This window comes from Thauera sp. (assembly GCF_035444905.1).
Taxonomy (GTDB): domain Bacteria; phylum Pseudomonadota; class Gammaproteobacteria; order Burkholderiales; family Rhodocyclaceae; genus Thauera.
The window spans coordinates 1-17,998 of the sequence record NZ_DAOMPS010000043.1 but is presented as its reverse complement, the minus strand read 5'-3'; the positions used below and the strand labels follow the sequence as shown (position 1 = coordinate 17,998).

The 17,998-nt window shown below is 71.1% G+C and carries 14 protein-coding genes and 1 pseudogene; 6 read left to right on the top strand and 9 right to left on the bottom strand.

The genetic code is table 11. The features are described 5' to 3' along the window. Nucleotides 1-16: 16 nt before the first annotated feature. Nucleotides 17-931, bottom strand: a complete 915-nt coding sequence (locus tag PLC66_RS16725; protein ID WP_324542426.1) for an anti-sigma factor family protein — start codon at nucleotides 929-931, stop codon at nucleotides 17-19. Nucleotide 932: 1 nt separating this feature from the next. Then, complete coding sequence (locus tag PLC66_RS16720; RefSeq protein WP_324542424.1) at nucleotides 933-1,433, bottom strand: RNA polymerase sigma factor; 501 nt, start codon at nucleotides 1,431-1,433, stop codon at nucleotides 933-935. Between the two features lie 266 nt (nucleotides 1,434-1,699). On the opposite strand from PLC66_RS16720, the gene PLC66_RS16715 reads away from it, so the two are divergent. After that, a complete protein-coding gene (locus tag PLC66_RS16715; RefSeq protein ID WP_324542422.1) occupies nucleotides 1,700-3,040 on the top strand; it encodes a S8 family serine peptidase in 1,341 nt (446 codons plus the stop codon). 21 nt (nucleotides 3,041-3,061) lie between these two features. Here PLC66_RS16715 and PLC66_RS16710 read toward each other — a convergent pair whose 3' ends face one another. After that, nucleotides 3,062-3,793, bottom strand: a complete 732-nt coding sequence (locus PLC66_RS16710; RefSeq protein WP_324542420.1) for a hypothetical protein — start codon at nucleotides 3,791-3,793, stop codon at nucleotides 3,062-3,064. Nucleotides 3,794-4,069: 276 nt separating this feature from the next. Here PLC66_RS16710 and phnD point away from each other — a divergent pair, with 276 nt between their 5' ends. From phnD to tpx, 4 genes are all read left to right on the top strand, one after another. Further along, a complete protein-coding gene (gene phnD, locus PLC66_RS16705; RefSeq protein WP_324542418.1) occupies nucleotides 4,070-4,996 on the top strand; it encodes a phosphate/phosphite/phosphonate ABC transporter substrate-binding protein in 927 nt (308 codons plus the stop codon). 79 nt (nucleotides 4,997-5,075) lie between these two features. Then, nucleotides 5,076-5,891, top strand: a complete 816-nt coding sequence (locus PLC66_RS16700; RefSeq protein WP_324542416.1) for a phosphonate ABC transporter ATP-binding protein — start codon at nucleotides 5,076-5,078, stop codon at nucleotides 5,889-5,891. Nucleotides 5,892-5,964: 73 nt separating this feature from the next. Continuing rightward, entirely contained in the window at nucleotides 5,965-8,013 is a 2,049-nt protein-coding gene (locus tag PLC66_RS16695; protein WP_324542413.1) for an ABC transporter permease subunit, read from the top strand. 163 nt (nucleotides 8,014-8,176) lie between these two features. After that, a complete protein-coding gene (tpx, locus tag PLC66_RS16690; protein ID WP_324542411.1) occupies nucleotides 8,177-8,677 on the top strand; it encodes a thiol peroxidase in 501 nt (166 codons plus the stop codon). 60 nt (nucleotides 8,678-8,737) lie between these two features. On the opposite strand, the gene PLC66_RS16685 is transcribed toward tpx, so the two are convergent. From PLC66_RS16685 to PLC66_RS16665, 5 genes are all read right to left on the bottom strand, one after another. Beyond that, on the bottom strand, nucleotides 8,738-10,429 hold the full coding sequence (locus PLC66_RS16685; protein WP_324542409.1) for a flagellar assembly protein A: 1,692 nt from the start codon (nucleotides 10,427-10,429) through the stop codon (nucleotides 8,738-8,740). A gap of 94 nt (nucleotides 10,430-10,523) precedes the next feature. Next, nucleotides 10,524-12,446, bottom strand: a complete 1,923-nt coding sequence (locus tag PLC66_RS16680; RefSeq protein WP_324542407.1) for a B12-binding domain-containing radical SAM protein — start codon at nucleotides 12,444-12,446, stop codon at nucleotides 10,524-10,526. A gap of 177 nt (nucleotides 12,447-12,623) precedes the next feature. Further along, nucleotides 12,624-13,628 carry an asparaginase domain-containing protein gene (locus PLC66_RS16675; protein WP_324542405.1) on the bottom strand — a complete coding sequence of 335 codons (1,005 nt, stop codon included), beginning with the start codon at nucleotides 13,626-13,628 and terminating at the stop codon, nucleotides 12,624-12,626. Next, nucleotides 13,625-15,028 carry an aspartate ammonia-lyase gene (locus tag PLC66_RS16670; protein WP_324542403.1) on the bottom strand — a complete coding sequence of 468 codons (1,404 nt, stop codon included), beginning with the start codon at nucleotides 15,026-15,028 and terminating at the stop codon, nucleotides 13,625-13,627. The genes PLC66_RS16675 and PLC66_RS16670 overlap by 4 nt, the downstream gene beginning before the upstream one ends. Nucleotides 15,029-15,111: 83 nt before the next feature. Beyond that, nucleotides 15,112-16,575 (bottom strand): alanine/glycine:cation symporter family protein, encoded by a 1,464-nt coding sequence (locus PLC66_RS16665; protein WP_324542401.1) that lies wholly within the window; start codon nucleotides 16,573-16,575, stop codon nucleotides 15,112-15,114. A gap of 341 nt (nucleotides 16,576-16,916) precedes the next feature. On the opposite strand from PLC66_RS16665, the gene PLC66_RS16660 reads away from it, so the two are divergent. Then, on the top strand, nucleotides 16,917-17,729 hold the full coding sequence (locus PLC66_RS16660) for a helix-turn-helix domain-containing protein (RefSeq protein ID WP_324542399.1): 813 nt from the start codon (nucleotides 16,917-16,919) through the stop codon (nucleotides 17,727-17,729). A gap of 27 nt (nucleotides 17,730-17,756) precedes the next feature. Here the strand turns inward: PLC66_RS16660 and PLC66_RS16655 are convergent. Further along, a pseudogene (locus PLC66_RS16655) lies at nucleotides 17,757-17,998 on the bottom strand (AMP nucleosidase); the annotation flags it as partial.

Here is a 17,998-nt window from a genome sequence, read left to right as displayed (position 1 = left end):
GCGCCGGCCGAAAAAATCAGTCCGCGCTCCAGCCGCGCTCGATCAGCGTGCGTTCGCGCTCGGCGTCGAGGGGCTCGCCGTCGACGTGCTCGCTAAGGAAGGCATCGACCGCCTCGTGCAGGCGGTCGCTGGCGGTGCCATAGCCCCCCTCGGTTGCGGCAGTGGCGGGCTCATGGGCGACGAAGGCGAGCCGCCAGCCGGTCTCGGCCGCGCCGTCACGACAGGCGATGCCGATCTCGTGGCCGCTGGCCGGGCCGCTCAGCGCGTATTCGCGGCAGACGCGGCCGTCACGGCCGGCGAAGCTCGCCATGATCTCCACCCGGGCATCGCCCAGATCGACCGCGAGGCCGCTCGGCGCTGCCTGCAGGGCCACGGCCAGCGCAGCATTGCGGATCGGCTCGCCCTGGCGCGCGAGCGGTGCACCGGCTTCGGGCGGTGGCAGCAGGTAGTGGCCGATCAGCGCGCCCAGCGCCAGGGTGAGGATCGAGGCGAAGGCGGCGGCGCCGCCGAAGCCCTGGCCGAGCCAGGCCGCCAGCCGTGCGCCCAGGCCCGCTGCGGCGGGACGCGCAGTGGCGCCCGACTGCGCACCAGGCGCGGACGGCGCCGGCGTGGCGGGCCGCGGTGCGGCGCCGGCGGCGGCGTCCTCCACGTCGTTTGCGCCACCGGCCGACACCGGCTGGCGCCCCGCCCAGCCGGTGTCGGCCTGCGGCAGCGGCGCATTCATGATCGCGGCGATCAGCTGCGGCGGCACCGGCTCCTCGAGCTTGGCATCGAAGGCCTTGCGCGCCAGCTCGCCGCTCTCGGCCAGCGCCTGCAGGCGGGCGCGCAGCGCGGGGCTGGCGGCGAGCGCGTCCTCGACCGCCTCGTACTCGGCGTCGCTGCCGAGCTGGGCGTCGAGGTAGGCGACCAGGGTGTCGTCGTCGATCCTCATGTCAGCTTCCTTCGCCGCCGATGGCGTCCGCCAGCCGGGCGCGGGCGCGCGCCAGCCGGCTCATCACCGTGCCCATCGGCACGCCGAGCGCCTCGGCGGCTTCCTTGTACGACAGTCCATCGACCGTGATCATCATCAACACCACCCGCTGCTCCTCCGGCAATTCGGCAATCACCCGTCGCACCACGCGCGCATCGCTGCGCGCCTCCACCACCCGGCGTCCGTCTTCGCCGGCGATCGCCTCTAGCGCCTCGCTGTCGGCCTCGGTCTGCTGACGCTGGCGGCTGCGGTATTCGTCGAGCCAGGTCGTCTGCAGGATGCGGAACATCCAGCTCGCCAGGCTGGTGCCGGGCTGCCACTGGTGCCAGCGCTCGATCGCCTTCAGGCAGCCGGCCTGGACGAGGTCGTCCGCGACATGCGCGTCGCCGGTGAGGCCGAAGGCGAAGCGGCGCAGGCGCGGCAGCAGGCTGACGAGTTCGGCGCGCGGGTCCGGGGCCGACATGGGCTTTCCTTGTGTGGATAACGGCGGGCGGTGGCACATATTCCCGCCCGGTGGCGGAATATTCTCGCGCTCGCGGCGTTGTCGTTGAGCGCAGGGCCCGTCGATGACGAACGCTGCACGCGGCAGGGGCGCGGCGATCTTATCAGCGCTGCGGAACCGGCTCCCCGGCCGGCGACTCGGATTGCATGCACCCTGCGCGCCCTGGACCGCGGCCTGGCACGGCAGGCGGGGCCACCCTTCCACTCAGCCACTCGGATCGGAACACGATGAAACCCCACAATCGGCTCCCGCTGCGCGGCACGCTGCGCGCCCTCGTGCTGCTGCTGGTGCTCCATGGCGCTTCGTTTGTAGAGCTTGCCCCGTGGAGCGGCCTCGTCGCCGGTGTCAGCGTGCATGCCGATGATGGCGACGGGGACGGCGATGGCGATGGCGGCGACGGTGGAGGCGGCGGTGCAGGCGGGGGCGGTGACGGCGGCGGGGGCGGCGAGGCCGCCTACAAGCCGCTGGAAGACCCGCTGCCGATTGCCGGCGAGACCTTCATCGCCGACGAGCTGCTGCTGCTCGCGCCCACCCAGGCGGCACTGAATCGCGCCAGCGCGATCGGCTTGCGCGTGATCGAGCGCGTGCAGACGCGCCACCTCGGCCTCGCCTTCGCCCGCCTGCGCCTGCCACCCGGCCTCGATGCACGGAGCGCGCGCCAGATCCTGGCCGAGCGCGGACCGGGCAGCTTCGACCTCCACCACCTGTACAGGATCGCCCAGGGCGCGCCGGCGGCGCGCTGCGACGGCCCCGGCTGTGCCGCCCGCGCGCTCATCGGCTGGCCGGCCGACAGCCGCGCCTGCGGGCGTGGCCAGGCGATCGGCATCGTCGACACCGCGGTCGATGCGGGCCATCCGGCGCTGGCGGGGGCGGATATCCGCCGCCAGGCCTTCGTCATCGAGGGCAAGGCGGCCGCGCCGGCCGACCATGGCACGGCGGTCGCCGCGCTGCTGGTCGGCCAGCCCGATTCGGTGGTGGCTGGCCTGGTGCCGCGCGCGCGGCTGTTCGCGGCCGCGCCCTTCTACACCCTGCCGTCGGGCAACGCCACGACGGACACCGTGGGCCTGGTGAAGGCTCTGGACTGGCTGGCCGGCCAGGGGGTGGCGGTGATCGGCTTGAGCCTGGCCGGCCCGGACAACGCCGTGCTGCGCGAGGCGGTGCGACGGGTGGCGGCGCGCGGCATCGTGGTGGTCGCGGCGGCGGGCAACGGCGGCCGCAACGCGCCGCCCGCCTACCCGGCGGCGCACGAACGCGTGCTCGGCGTCACCGCGATCTCGGCCGATCGTCGGGTCTACTGGCGCGCCAACCAGGGCGACTACATCGATTACGCCCTGCCCGGCGTCAACGTGTGGACCGCCGACCCCGCCGGCGGCGGGCGGGCGCGCAGCGGCACCTCCTACGCCGTGCCCTACATGGTGGCGCTCAGCACGCAGAGCCTGGCGCAGCGCAGCGCCAGCCGCGAGGTCCTGCTCAACGGGCGCCTCGGCGGGCTCGCCGACCTCGGCGATCCGGGCCGCGATCCGGTATTCGGCTACGGCAAGCCGCGCTTCGATCGCGATTGCCGCTGACCGGCCCGGCGTGCCGTAGGCTCATTCGGCGGCGAGGCGCGCGAGCACGGCCTCGATGCGCGCCGGCGTGGCCACTCCGCGCGGCAGCGCCGCCGACAACATCGCCACCCGCTGGCGGCGCTCCTCGAACCAGCTGCGGCGCACGTAGTGGCCGAGGGACGGCGCGTAATCCCAGGTGATCGTCTGCAACGGCAGCGGGAAGTTGGGCGCATAGGCGTTGCAGCGGACATGCCAGGCGGCGAAGTCGCCCGCCGGGACGAAGCTGACCCGTGCGTCCACCACCTCGCAGTCCCAGCGCCGGTGCACCGTCGCGACGTACCCGGTCTCGGTCCAGGTGGTGCGCCGCGTCTCCTCGAAGCTGACGCGCTTGCCCGCGGCCAGTGGCCACAGGCTCGCGGGCTGGCCGCTGATCGTGCTCTGCACCCGCCGCCCGGGGTAGTCCGCCGCCAGGGGCGGCACGAAGAAGTCGCGCGTGCCGCGCAGGCTGCGGCCGTCGGCCAGCGTCCATGTCAGCGACTGCGCGCTGGCGGCGCTGACCCGGCTGATCGTGCTGCGACCGAAGACGAAGGTGTCGCCGCGCTGCAGGTTCGGTCGTGCGGCCGGCGCAAGTTCGATGCGCTGTGGCCGGGTGTCGAGTGCAGCCCGCGTCTGCTCGAGCAGGCTGTCGCCATGGAAGGGCACTGCCGGCAGCTGGGCACAGCCGCCGAGGGCGAGGGCGGCGCTTGCCGCGACGGTGCGTGGCCAGGGGGTCATCGGCAAGGCTCCTGTTTGCGTCAAGGCAGGTGTGGTCGAGACAGGGGCGCCGCGGACCGGTTCCGTCGGCTCCGCTGCATCGGGCCTCACGGTATCGCTGCCGTGCGCGATTGCGGATAATGCGCGCCGGACCCCTGAGCGTCGATCTTCATATCGGCCGTCCATCCTGCCCGGTGCTTGCGCCGGGCGATTAAACCCCGGCGCGCCCGCACCGGGGTGGCTGGAAGCCGGGCGGCATCGCGCATGCCCGCCGCCTCCGTACAACGGGAGCAACACATGCATCACCATCGTCCTGCCTCGCGCAGAGGCTTCCTGCTGTCCTCCGCCGCCCTCGCCGTGGCCGCCAGCCTGGGCGTGAACGCGGGCGCGGCCTTCGCCCAGCAGCCGCCGGCCAAGCTCATCATCACCGCCATTCCGGACGACGGCGACGCCGACCGCATGCGCGAGAACTTCGGCGCACTGGCCCGTCATCTCGGCCAGGCGGTGGGCATCCCGGTCGAGTACATGCACGTCGAGAATTACGCCGCCAGCGTCACCGCGCTCGCCACCGGCCGCGCCCACGTCGCCTGGCTCGGCGCGGTGACCACCGCGCAGGCGCGCATGCAGATGGGCGAGCAGCTCACCATTCTCGGCTGCCGCGACATCGACAAGGGCTTCGTCAGCTATTTCATCGCCAATCCGGCGACCGGCCTTGGTCCTGTGAGCGATCTCGGCGAACTCGCCCAGGCCGCGCAGGGCAAGGGCTGGAGCTTCACCTTCGGCAGCAAGAGCAGCACCTCGGGCCACATGATGCCGCGCAAGTACTTCATGGACCAGGCCGGCGCCACGCCGGAGAAGGTGTTCCGCAGCGTGGCCTATTCCGGCAGCCACGACGTCGTGATGCAGATGGTGGCCGACGGCACGCACCAGCTCGGCGCCCTCAACTACGCCTCCTGGGACAAGGCCGACGATGCGCTCAAGGCGCGCGCGCCGATGGTCTACAAGACCCCGCCCTACACCAACTATGCGCTCGCCGCGCGCGCCGATCTCGGCCCGGACTTGCTCGCCAGGCTGCGTGCCGCCCTGCTCGCGGTCGATGGCAGCACGCCGGAAGGCGCCCAGGTGCTCAAGTACCTGAAGGCGGGCAAGTTCATCGAGGCTGACATCGGCGAGTGGCAGGGCTATGTAGACCTGCTCGAGTCCGGCATCGACATCGGCGGCTGACGCACCCCTGGGGCGGGCAGCCGCGGCGTCCGGGCGGACGCTGCGCCGCGCCCTGCTCCTGCCCCTGTCCGTGATCATCATGAAGATCGACTCCATCGACGCGCAGGCCCTGCCTGCCGTTCCGATCCGCCTGGAGGCCGCTGCGGTCGCCTACGGCGGCCAGCGCGTGCTCGACGACATCAGTCTGGACATCGCGCCCGGTGAGCGCGTCGCCGTCATCGGCCCCTCGGGCGCCGGCAAGACCACGCTGTTCCGGCTCGTCGCCGGCCTCGTCAAGCCGGCCGCCGGGCGCGCGCTGACCCTGGGCGAGGACACCCGCCGCCTGCGCGGGCGGCGGCTGGCGCGGCTGCGCCGCGAGCTCGGCTTCCTGCACCAGCAGGACAACCTGATCCCGCAGCTGCGCGTGGTGCACAACGTGCTGATGGGGCGCCTTGGCCACTGGTCGCTGGCGCGCGCGCTGCTGTCGCTTCTGTGGCCGCAGCAGATCGAGCGCGCGCGCGCGGCGCTGGCGCGCGTCGAACTCGCCGACAAGCTGTGGGCGCTGCCCGACGAGCTCTCCGGCGGCCAGCAGCAGCGTGTCGCCGTCGCCCGCCTGATCGTGCAGCAGCCCAGGCTGGTGCTGGCCGACGAACCGGTAAGCGCGCTCGACCTGCGCCTCGGCCGCGAGATCATCGGCCTGCTGTGCGACCTGACCCGGCGTGACGGGGCGACGCTGGTGGTCAACCTGCATACGCTGGACCTGCTGCAAGGCCACTTCGACCGCGTCGTCGCGCTACGCGGCGGGCGCCTGTTCTGGCAGGGCGAGCCGGCGCAGATCACCCAGAACCTGCTGCGCGAGCTCTACGGCGCCGAATACCGCGCGCTGCACCTGGACGAGATCGAGGTGCCGGCGTGAGCGGATCCACGTCTTCACGGTGCAAGGCCGCGTGCCCGGACGCGCCCGCGCGTGATCGTGCCGGAGCGCGGGGATGAGCACGCTCGCGCTGGCCACCGGCGCGCGCTACGAGCGCCGCCCGCTGGGCCATTTCGTCGCCCTGCTCGCCGTCCTGCTGGCCTTGCTGGCGGCCTTCGCCGCGGCCGACTGGGACTGGGGCGCGCTCACCGACGCCGAGCGCCGCGCCCAGGCGGCAGCGCGCATCGGCACCTGGCTGGCGGCCTTCGCCCGTCCCGACCTGTCGCCAGCGTTCGTGCTCCATGCCTGGGACCTGACCCTGCAGACCCTGTCCGCCGCCATCCTCGGCACCGCGCTGGCGGTGCTGCTGGCCTGGCCGCTGGCGATGGGGGCGAGCCGGGCGGTGTGCGTCGGCGAGGAACGCGGCGTGGAGGGGGCGGGCCCGCTTGCACGGCTATGGCGCCTGTTGCCGCTGCGCTCGCCAGCGGCCCTGCTGTGCGCGGCCTGCCGCCTGGTGCAGGACATCCTGCGCGCGGTGCCGGATTTCGTGTGGGCGATCATCCTGGTGGCGATGGTCGGCCTCGGGCCGCTGACCGGTGCGCTGGCGCTGGCGCTCAACATCACCGGCATCCTGGCCAAGGTGTACAGCGAGCTGTGGGACAGCGTTGACCCGGCACGCTACGCCCAGGTGCGCAGCCTCGGCGGCGGCCGGCTGGCGACCTTCCTGTACGGCATCCGGCCGCTGGCCTCGCGCAACGTGCTGTCCTTCACGCTGATGCGCGCCGAATGCGCGATCCGCAACGCCGCGGTGATCGGCGCCGTGGGCGGCGGCGGGCTGGGCTCGGAGATCTGGTACCAGGTGCGCTTTGGCGCCTGGGACAAGGTGGGCACGCTGATCCTGTTCACCCTGCTGCTGACGCTGGCCGCCGACCTCGTCAGCAACACCATCCGCCGCCAGCTGCGCGGTGATCAGTCCCGCCAGGGCAGCGGCGCCTCGTGCGCAGTGGCGGGCGGTGGCGCTGCGGCGGCCGACAAACCGCAGCCTCCGGTGCGCAGGGATGCGCGGGGGCAGGGCCGGCCTGCCCGCGGGCATGGGACCCCGTCCGCGGCGGACGGCGCCGCCCGTCCGCCGCTCGGCCCCTGGCTGGCCACCGGCCTGGTCGTGCTGGCCCTGCTGTGGTCGCTGTGGTTCATGGGCTGGGGCAACCGCGCCGGTGACGAGGGCGCGGCACGCAACCACCTCGCGCCGGCCACGGAGCTGTTGAGCGGAGAGGCCTGGGGCAAGCTGCGCTTTTTCGAACGCCTGCTCCAGCCCGAGCTCGACCTCGCCGCGATCGGCCTGGGCGACCCGGCCAAGGCGGCGGCGCGCCTCGAGCAGGGCAAGGCGGTCGAGCTGTTTGGCGAGCACGGAGCGCTCGACTTCTGGCGGCCCTCGGCCTGGGCCGCCTGGCAGCAGGAACTGCAGAAGTGGTTCGTGTGGCGGGTGGTCGAGTCGGCCGCCATCCCGCTCGCGATCGCGGTCGTCGGTACCGTGCTCGGCGTGGTCGGGGCGATCCTGCTCACTTACCCGCATTCGGCCAGCTTCCAGCTCCACGCCGCGCGCTTCACCGGCGAGACGCCGGCGCCCTGGCAGCGCGCGTTGCGCGCCCTGCAACTCGCGGCGGCGCGCGCCACCGCGGTGATCGCGCGCGGGGTGCCCGAGGTGATGTGGGCCTTCCTCTGCATCGCCTTCTTCGGCCCCGGGCTGGTGGCGGGCACCCTGGCGATCGCGCTGCACACGCTGGGCGTGCTCACCCGGGTGTTCGGCGAGGCGGTGGACAACCAGCCGCTGCGTCGCTTCGAACCGACCTGCGGCGCCTCGCGCATGGCGACCTACGGCCTGGTGGCGTTGCCGCGGGTGTGGCGCGACTGGATGACCTACAGCTTCTTCCAGTTCGAAAGCAACGTGCGCGCGGCGGTGGTGCTGGGCCTGATCGGGGTGGGCGGGCTGGGCTTCCAGTTCAGCTTCAACTTCGAGTGGTTCCGCTTCGAGCGCGCGGGAACCTATCTGCTGATGATCGTGCTGCTGACCGTGCTGATCGACCGTGGCTCGCGCCGGCTCAAGCTGTCGCGGGTCGGGCGCTGAGAGGCCGACATTGAGAGTCGGGCGCCGAGCGATGGGCCGCCCAGGGCCGGGTAGTGGTGCGGGGTAGTGGCAGCAGGCTTGACCGGCTTGGTGTAGGCTAGTGGGCGGACCAGCCGGCGGCCGACGAACAAGCCGGCATCACCCTCACCCACAGGAGAACACCATGAGCAAAGTCACCCTTGGCGGCAACCCGATCGACGTCGCCGGCAGCTTTCCCCGCGCCGGCAGTGCTGCGCCCGCGTTCAAGCTGACCGCCGCCGACCTGGCGGACGTCGGCCTCGACGCCTTCGCCGGCAAGCGCAAGGTGCTGAACATCGTTCCCAGCCTGGACACCCCGGTGTGCGCCACCTCGACGCGCAAGTTCAACGAGGAGGCCGGCAAGCTGACCGACACCGTGGTGCTGGTCGTCTCTGCCGACCTGCCCTTCGCCGCCAAGCGCTTCTGCGAGACCGAGGGCCTGAACAACGTGCACACGCTGTCGACCTTCCGCAACCCGGCCTTCGCCCAGGACTACGGCGTGGCCATCACCTCCGGCCCGCTGGCCGGCATCACCGCGCGTGCGGTGGTGGTGATCGATGCCAACGACAAGGTGGTGTACTCGCAGCTGGTGCCGGAGATCAAGGAAGAGCCGGATTACGCCGCTGCGCTCGCCGCGCTGAAGTAAGAAACGGCCGCGTGCCGAGCCGGAACGGGCCCCAGTCGGGGCCCGTTCTGCGTTGACCGGTCAGCGCCGCCGGCCGGTCTCGGCACCCGGCCGCTGCGGCGCATCGAAGTGGCTGTCGTCCTCGAGCGGAAACACGGCCAGGCCTTGCTCGGACAGGCGCACGGTGGTGGCGCCGCGTTCCTGCGGGATGCGCAGGCTGTTGTCGCCCATGCTGACGGATACGCCCTCGTGGATGGCCTGCTCGGCATTCACGCGCGCCTGCTGGGCGAGTTCGAGGCGGAAGCGCAGATCCTCCTCCTCGCCGCGCAGGGCCTCGATCTCGGCCGACAGGGCGGCGGCGGCCTGCTCGGCGCGGGCGAGCATGTCGGGCGTGAGCCTGCCCGGGTTGCGGTCGGCGACGGTCAGCAGTTTGCCGATCTCGAGCAGCCGGTTTTCCTTGCCATCGCGTTCCTCGGCCTTCTGCTGGACGGCGTGCGCCAGCTCGGTGTCGCTGCCGATCTCGAGTTCGGTGCGAATGCGGTTGGGCGCGCCGATCACGCGCGCGTGGATCGACAGGCAGGCGTGCGTCTTGCCGCCGATGATGTGGCCGCGGCGCAGGTTGCCAATGCGCACGTGGTTGGCGGCCTGGAGCTGGCACTGCATGGCGAGGTCGTCGATGAAGATGGAGTCGCCGGCGGTGATCCTCGCCTGCTGGGCATAGGTGGCGGAAAAGCTGCCCTCGCAGCGGATGGCGTGGGCGCTGAGATCCTTGCCGGCCGTCTTGCCACCGATGCCGCCCATGACGCCGCCGCGGACGATGATGTTGCCGCCGGCCTCCAGCGTGGCCGGCTCGACCACGCCGCCCACCTCGATGTCGCCGCTGGCGCGAATGCTCATGCCCGCCTGCACGTCGTTGCGGACCTTCACCGTGCCGTCGAAGTTGATGTTGCCGGTGGCCATGTTGACGGCATCCACGGTGTAGATCGGCTCGACGATGATGCCGCCGCGCACCCGTACCGGCTGGCCGTCGCAGGCCGCGACCAGCAGGTCGGGGTCTTGCGCCGAGGGGCTCACGCCGCGCAGTCCGCTGGCAAAGCGCGCGTCCTTGCCGGGCTTGGGTGCGATCGGCTTGCCGAACACGCTGAGGCCGTCCTCGCCGCGGGTCGGGGGGTGGCGGCGCATCAGGGCGTCGCCGGTTTCCACCACCAGGATCTCGCCCAGGTCGCGGAAGTCGGTGCGGCCGCAGGGGCGGATGCTGGGTACGCGCTCGCGCATGTCGGGCAGCAGGTATTCGAGCCGGCCGTCCTCGCCGGGTACCGGTTCGCGGCCGACGGCGATGACGAGCTCGTCGGCCTTGCCGGCGGCGATCGCGCGGTTGATCTCATCGACGCGCACGCCTTCGACGATGCCCTTGGCGGCGAGCAGGGCGAGCAGCTCGGTCTTGGTGGCTGTCTTGCCGCCCTTCGCGGGGACGATCGTGAGGCGGGCGCAGAGGCCGTCGATCGTGGTCGTGATCTGCAGGCTGGCGTCGAGGCACTCGGCGATGTCGAGGGGCGGCACGGACTCGCCGGCGTTGTAGCGGGCGATCAGTTCCTTGATCGCCTGCGGCCGGATCTTGACGTCCGCATAGCCGGCGTCGCCGAGACGGTCGCGCAGCCACAACGCGTCGATGCGCGGGAAGCGCGTGTCGTGCGCGAGACTGGCGCACAGGGTGCGCGTCGTTTCGTCGAGCGTCAGCGTGAGCTGGGGGCCGGCGGGCAGGTGGTCGTCCATGTTCTTATCGCAATGGCATGCGTGGGGTTGCGCGTCGGAGGATTCTAGCGGTCATCACGACCGCAGGTTCATGCCCAAAGTCAAACTTCGTCGATCAATCCTGCTGCAGCGCGCGGGCGATGAACTGGCGTGCCACCCGCGGCCGCGGCACCTTGTCGGCAAACCAGCTGCGCACGTCGGTGTCCAGTCCGATGCCGTGCATATAGTTGTATAGCGCCTTGTTGAGCGCCTTGCCGAGGCGATCGTGATCGACGCCGGTGGGGTCGATGAAGCCGACGTCGTTCTTGGCGAAGCTCACCTTGGGCAGGGGCACGAGTTCGACGCCGTATTCCTGCGGGTTCATGCCTACCGGCGAATGCACGGTGCACGCGAAGCGGTGGAAGAAGCCGGACTGGATGCAGCCGGCCTCGAACAGCTGGCGCACGTATTCGAGCGCATCGACGGTGTCGTGCACCGTCTGCGTCGGGAAGCCGTACATCAGGTAGGCATGGACCAGCACGCCGGCCTCGGTGAAGGCGTGGGTGACGCGCGCCACCTGCTCCACCGACACGCCCTTCTTCATCAGCTTCAGCAGGCGGTCCGAGGCCACCTCCAGCCCGCCCGACACCGCGATGCAGCCGCTGTCGGCGAGCAATCGGCACAGCTCGGGAGTGAAGGACTTCTCGAAGCGGATATTGCCCCACCACGAGATCGCCACGCCGCGGCGCAGCAACTCCTCGGCCAGCGCGCGCAGCGCCTTGGGCGGCGCGGCCTCGTCGACGAAGTGGAAGCCGGTCTGGCCGGTCTCGGCGATGATGGCCTCGATGCGGTCGACCAGCAGCGCGGCCGGGGCGCTGTCGTAGCGGCCGATATAGTCGAGGCTGACGTCGCAGAAGCTGCACTTCTTCCAGTAGCAGCCGTGGGCCACGGTGAGCTTGTTCCAGCGTCCGTCCGACCACAACCGGTGCATCGGGTTGAGCATGTCGAGCACCGACAGGTAGCCGTTGAGCGGCAGGCCGTCCCAGGTCGGGGTGCCGACCTCGGCAAAGGGGATGTCGGGCTCGACGAGATTGATGTAGCGCACGCCCTGCGTGTCCGCATCGCACACGAAGGTCCGCACCAGGCGCGAGCGCCCGCGCTTGCCCTGCAGGTGCTCGAGCAGCGCCAGCAGCGGGCGCTCGCCGTCGTCGAGCGTCACGTAGTCGAAGTAATCGAATACGCGCGGCTCGGAAAGCTCCCTCAGCTCGGTGTTGACGAAGCCGCCGCCGAGCACGGTGACGATGTCCGGGTGGGCCGCCTTGATCGCCTGGGCGATGCGGAAGGCGCCGTACACCGAGCCGGGGAAGGGCGTGGACACCAGTACCACCTGCGGCGCATGGCGGGCGACCGATTCGAGGGTGAGCGCACGCAGGCTGTCGTCGACCAGCGTTGGCGGCGCGGCCAGCGCGGCGGCGAGCGGCTCGAAGCTGGGCTGGCTCATCGCCAGCGACTCGGCGTAGCGCACGAACTCGAAGCGGGCATCGACTGCGTCGCGCAGGATGTCGGCGAGCTCGTTGAGATACAGCGTGGCCAGATGTCGCGCGCGGTCATGCAGGCCGAGCGCACCGAAGGCCCAGGCGAGCGGATCGCCGCCGTCCGGGTCGTCGGGGTCGACGTAGGCGTCGAGCGCATCGAAGCGTGGCCCCTCGGGCAGGAAGGTCCGGCTGGCGATGCGGTGGGCGATGGTCGGGTCGCGGTCCTGCAGGAAGGCGATGGTGGGCGCGATGGTGGCGCGGTAGCGGCTGAAGTGCTCGATGAAGCCCTGCACCAGCGGCGTGCGCTGCTTCTTCGGCAGCGCCTCGGCGCGGGCGCGGATATCGTCCAGACCGGTGGGCGACAGCAGGCGCAGCACCAACTTCAGCGCGAGGTCGTCCTGCACTGCGTCCACGCCGCGCGCGCGCAGGAAGCCGGTGAGATAGGCGGTGGACGGGTAAGGGGTGTTGAGCTGCGTCATCGGTGGGATCACCGACAAGACGCGCGGCGAGGTGTCTGTTGCCATGTTGACCGCCGGTGCGCCGGAAAGCGGGGCCGGCGGCGTGCCTCGGCGGCACGCCGCCTCACCCCTGCGGGCGAGGGCGGCGCCACTCCCCGACCACCATTGAATGCGCTGGGCCTGGGGCGCTCATTCTACGTGAGCGTTGCCGGGCCGGCGCACCTCAGCGTGCTCGCCGCCGCTTCACGACATCTCGCCGCACAGCGCGGTGGCGAAGCGGGCGCGCACGGTGGCCGGATCGGCGTGGGTGGCGAGCAGCACGTGCAGCTTGGCGAAGGCGGCCTCGAGGGTCATGTCGACAGCCGACACCACGCCGATGCGCGCGAGTGCCGCGCCGGTGGCGTAGGCGCCCTGTACCACCGGCCCCTTGGCGCACTGCGTCCGGTTGACCACCACCACCCCCCGCGCGACGGCGCGCGCCAGTGCATCGAGCAGGCCCGGCTCGGCATCGGGGATGTTGCCCGCGCCGTAGCTGCACAACACCAGGCCGCGCAGCGCGGGGTCGTCGACCACGGCCGCCACCCTGCGTGCCGCCATGCCGGGATGGATCGTGAGCACGGCGACGGCCGCGGGGTCGAAGTCGGGCAGGCTGAAGTCCCGCGCCGTGACCGGCAGCAGGCCTGCGGCCTGCAGCTCGATGTCGATGCCCGTCTCGGCCAGTGCAGCGGCGTTGGGCGAGTCGAAGGCGTCGAGCGCGCTGCTGCTCACCTTGGTGCTGCGGTTGCCGCGCAGCAGCCGGCGGCCGAAGAACACGCACACCTCGCCGGCCGGCAGTCCGGCCGCCAGGGCCAGCGCCGCCTGCAGGTTGGGGAGTGCATCGCTGCGCGGCTCGACCAGCGGAATCTGCGCGCCGGTGAGGATCACCGGCCGGTCGGCGCCGCGCAGCATGAAGGACAGCGCCGACGCCGTCCACGCCATGGTGTCGGTGCCGTGCAGCACGACGAAGCCGCAGTAGTCGTCCCAGCGCGCGACGAGCTCGCCGGCAATCGCCGTCCAGTGGTCCGGCTGCAGGTTGGCGCTGTCGATCGGCTGCGCCAGTTCGACGAGGTCGAAGGCGGGCAGGCCTGGCACGCCGTCCAGGTGGCGCCTGAGCACCGCGGCGAAGCCGGGCATCGGACGGTAGCCGTCGGTGCCGCGCGCCATGCCGATGGTGCCCCCGGTGTGGAGCACCAGCACGCGCGCCCTCATGCCGCGTGTCGCTGCGGCGCCAGCATCGACTGCGGGCTCAGCAGCGCGTCCAGCTCGGCCTCGCCCAGCAGGCCTTCGCCCAGCACCAGGGCGCGCACGGTGTCACCGCTGTGCAGGGCCTGCGAGGCGATGCGCGAGGCGTTGGCGTAGCCGATGCGCGGCACCAGCGCGGTGATCACGCCGATGCTGCTTTCCACATGGCGGCGGCACTGCTCGCGATCGGCGCGGATGCCGCGGATGCAGCGCGCCTCGAGCATGCGGCAGGCGGCGTCGAGCATGCGCACCGAGGACAGCAGGTTGTAGACGATCAGCGGCTCCATGGCGTTGAGCTGGAGCTGGCCGGCCTCGGCCGCCATCGTCACCGCGAGGTCGTTGCCGATCACCTGATAGGCGGTCTGGTTCACCGCCTCAGGGATCACCGGATTGACCTTGCCCGGCATGATCGACGAGCCCGGCTGCATCGGCGGCAGGTGGATCTCGCCGAAACCGGTGCGCGGGCCGCTGGAGAGCAGGCGCAGGTCGTTGGCGAGCTTGGAGAGCTTGACCGCGAAGCGCTTGAGCACGCCCGAGAACAGCACGAAGGCGCCCATGTCCGAGGTCGCCTCGACCAGGTTGGCCGCCGGCACGATGGGCTTGCCGGAGATCGCGGCGAGGTGGCGTACGGCGCGTGCCGCGTAGTCGGGGTGGGTGTTGATGCCGGTGCCGATCGCGGTGCCGCCGAGGTTGACCTCGCACAACAGCAGGCAGACCTCGTTGAGACGGTCGATGTCCTCGCCGAGGTTCACCGCGAAGGCCTCGAACTCGAGGCCGAGCGTCATCGGCACCGCATCCTGCAGCTGGGTGCGGCCCATCTTGATCACGTCGGCGAACTCGCGGCCCTTGTCCTCGAGCGCGCGCTTGAGGCTGGCGATCGCATCGAGCAGCGGCTCGACGGCGAACTGCAGGCCGACGCAGACCGCGGTGGGGTAGGCGTCGTTGGTCGACTGCGACATGTTCACGTCGTCGTTGGGGTGGAGAAACGCATAGGCGCCTTTGGGCTGGCCGAGCTTCTGCAGTGCGAGGTTGGCGATCACCTCGTTGGCGTTCATGTTGGTCGAGGTGCCGGCGCCGCCCTGGATCAGGTCGACGACGAACTGGTCGTGCAGGCGGCCGGCGATGATGTCGTCGCAGGCGGCGAGGATGGCCTCGGCCTTGTGCGCCGGCAGCAGGCCGAGCTCGTGGTTGGCGCGCGCGGCAGCGGCCTTGACCATCGCCAGCGCATTGACGAAGGCCGGGAAGTGGCTGATCGGCACGCCGGTGATGGCGAAGTTGTCGACCGCGCGCTGGGTCTGGATGCCGAACCAGGCTTCGGCCGGCAGGGCCATGTCGCCGAGGAGGTCGTGTTCGATGCGGGTAGTCATGCTGGATGATCCGTCCAAGAGGGGGTATCGGAGCGGGGCCACTGCGGCCCCGGTGGGTGAGGGCTGAGCGTCGCGGGACGGCCTCAGGTGGTGCGCGGCTGTGTGGCCGTGGTGGCGGGGGTGCCGCCGTCCTCGGGCTCGATCACCCAGGCGGCGCGGTCGATGTCGAGGTCGGCAAAGCGCGTGGCGTCGAACACCGGCTCCTCGATCCCTGCGGCGATCTGGCGGTCATAGTCGCGCATCAGGCGCAGGCCGGGCTTGAACAGCATCGCCAGGGCGAACAGGTTCGCCAGCGCGAGCAAGCCCATCGTCACGTCGGCGAAGGCGAAGGCGGTGCCGAGGTCGGTGGTGGCGCCCCAGCCGCACAGCGCGATCACCAGCACGCGGTAGAGTCCGACCAGCAGCGGGTTGTTGTCGCTGAAGAAGCTCAGGCTGTTCTCGCCGAGGTAGTAGTTGTAGATGATCGTCGTGAAGCCGAACAGCATCAGCGCGATGCTGACGAAGACGCGCCCCCACTCGCCGACATGCCCGGCGAGCGAGGCCTGGGTCAGTGCCACGCCGCCGATCTCCGAGGCCACGCCGGGCTGGTAGACCTCGCCCAGCAGCACGATGAAGGCGGTGCAGGTGCACAGGATCAGGGTGTCGATGAACACCGAGAAGGCCTGCACCACGCCCTGGCTGGCCGGGTGCGGCACGTAGGCCACGGCGGCGACGTTGGGCGCGCTGCCCAGGCCGGCCTCGTTGGAGAACAGGCCGCGCTTGACGCCCATCAGGATGGCCGCGCCGATGCCGCCGCCGATCGCGGGCTCGAGGCCGAACGCGCTCTTGACGATCAGCGCCAGCACCGCGGGCAATTCGGTGATGTTGAGTGCCAGCACCACCAGTGCGATGGCCAGATAGCCGAGCGCCATCACCGGCACCAGCACCTCGGCGACCTGGGCGATGCGCTTGACGCCGCCGAAGATGATGGCGCCGACGATGACCGCCAAGGCCAGCCCGGTGGCGACCACCGGAATGCCGAAGGCGTCGTTGAACGAGGTCGCCACCGAGTACGACTGCAGCGCGCTGAAGCCGAAACCGAAGGTGAGCAGCAACAGCACCGAATACACGGCCGCCAGCCACTTCCACTTCGCCCCCATGCCGCGCGCGATGTAGTGCGCCGGGCCGCCGCGGTAGGTGCCGTCGGGTTCGGCCTTCTTGTAGGCCTGGGCCAGGGTGCACTCGAAGAAGCTGGTCGCCATGCCGATCAGGCCGACCATCCACATCCAGAAGATTGCGCCGGGGCCACCCAGCGTGATGGCGACGGCGACGCCGGCGATGTTGCCGCCGCCGACGCGGCCGGCCACCGACAGCATCAGCGCCTGGAAGGAGCTGAGGTGGCCGTGCTTGTCATGGGCGAAGGCCTGGTTCGCGCCGAGGATGCGGAACATGCGGCCGAAGTAGCGGAACTGGACGAAGCGCGAGCCGATGGTGAACCACAGGCCGAGGCCGATCAGCACCACGATCAGCACCTTGGACCACAGCAGGTCGTTGAGCAGCTCAAGCATGGCGGCACCCTCCCTGGCGGAGGCGGCGGTCGCCGGCCGTGGGCATGAAGGGCCGCAGGTTAGCGGCCGGGGCCGCGACGTGACTCGGGTGGGCAGGCATGAAGTGTCTCCTTGCTGCGCGGCGCGTGGCCGCTGTTGTCGTTTTCCCCCGCACGGGCGGCAGGGGTGGAGGCATTTCAGCAAGCCGCGGCTTGCGGGGGAATTTGGCGTTCTGGTTCCGAGCGTTGCCGAGTGACGCTGAAACTGCGCCATACTGCGACAGATGCACTGTGTGCCGCAGCCGCCTGCCGCATTCGCGCCGCGCCAATGAGCCGCCCAGCCCCCCGCCCGAGGAGCCCGCCATGCACGAGGATTTCGCCCGCAACCTGCGCCTGCTGTGCAGCTACTACCGCTCGGTGGCCGAGGTCTGCCGCCGGCTCGACATCAACCGGCCGCAGTTCAACCGCTACCTGAGCGGGCGCTATCGGCCGTCGGCACACACGCTGCGCCGCTTCTGCGCCTTCTTCGGCGTCGAGGAGCACGAGATCCTGATGCCGAGCGCACAGTTCGAGCGCCTGGTGCAGGTGCGGCCGCGCGCGGCGGTGCCGGCCGCGAGCGAAGCGCCGGAAGCGGCCCATCTCGCCCATCTGAAGGACATCGGCACCGCCGGGCTGGACAAGTACCTCGGCTACTACTTCGAGACCTACCTGTCGATGGCCTGCCCGGGTCAGCTGCTGCGCACCCTGGTGTGCCTGGAAAAGCGTGACGGCCGGGTGTATTACCAGCGCACCGAGCGCCTGATCGAGCACCCGCGCGAGAAGGCCTACCACGGCATCTACCGCGGCCTGGCGCATTTCCTGACCGACCGCATCTTCCTCACCGATTACGAAACGCTGACCGGCCTCGAGATGACGCAGACGATCCTGTTTCCCTCGTTCAAGAATCGCGTCACCCGCCTCACCGGGCTCAAGCTCGGCGTGTCGGGCAGTGGCGAACGCATGCCGTGCTGCGCGCGGGTCGTGTACGAATACCTCGGCCACACGATCGAGGTCCGTCGCGCGCTACGCCTGTGCGGCCTGTATGAAATCGATGATGAACGCGTCGACGAGGCGACGCGGCGGGCGGTGAGCAACGACATCGCGCCCGGCGAGTGGCATTTCCGCGCGCGCTACTGAGCGCCTCGGCGGGCGTGCATCGCGCCGCTACTGGAAGGCCACCTCGGCGAAGCTGCGCAGCTTGCGGCTGTGCAGGCGGTCGACGCCTTGCGCGCGCAGGCGCTCGAGGGCGCGGATGCCGATCCGCAGGTGCTGGTCGACGCGCTCGCGGTAGAACTTGTCGGCCATGCCGGGCAGCTTGATCTCGCCGTGCATCGGCTTGTCGCTGACGCATAGCAGGGTGCCGTAGGGCACGCGGAAGCGGAAACCGTTGGCGGCGATGGTGGCGG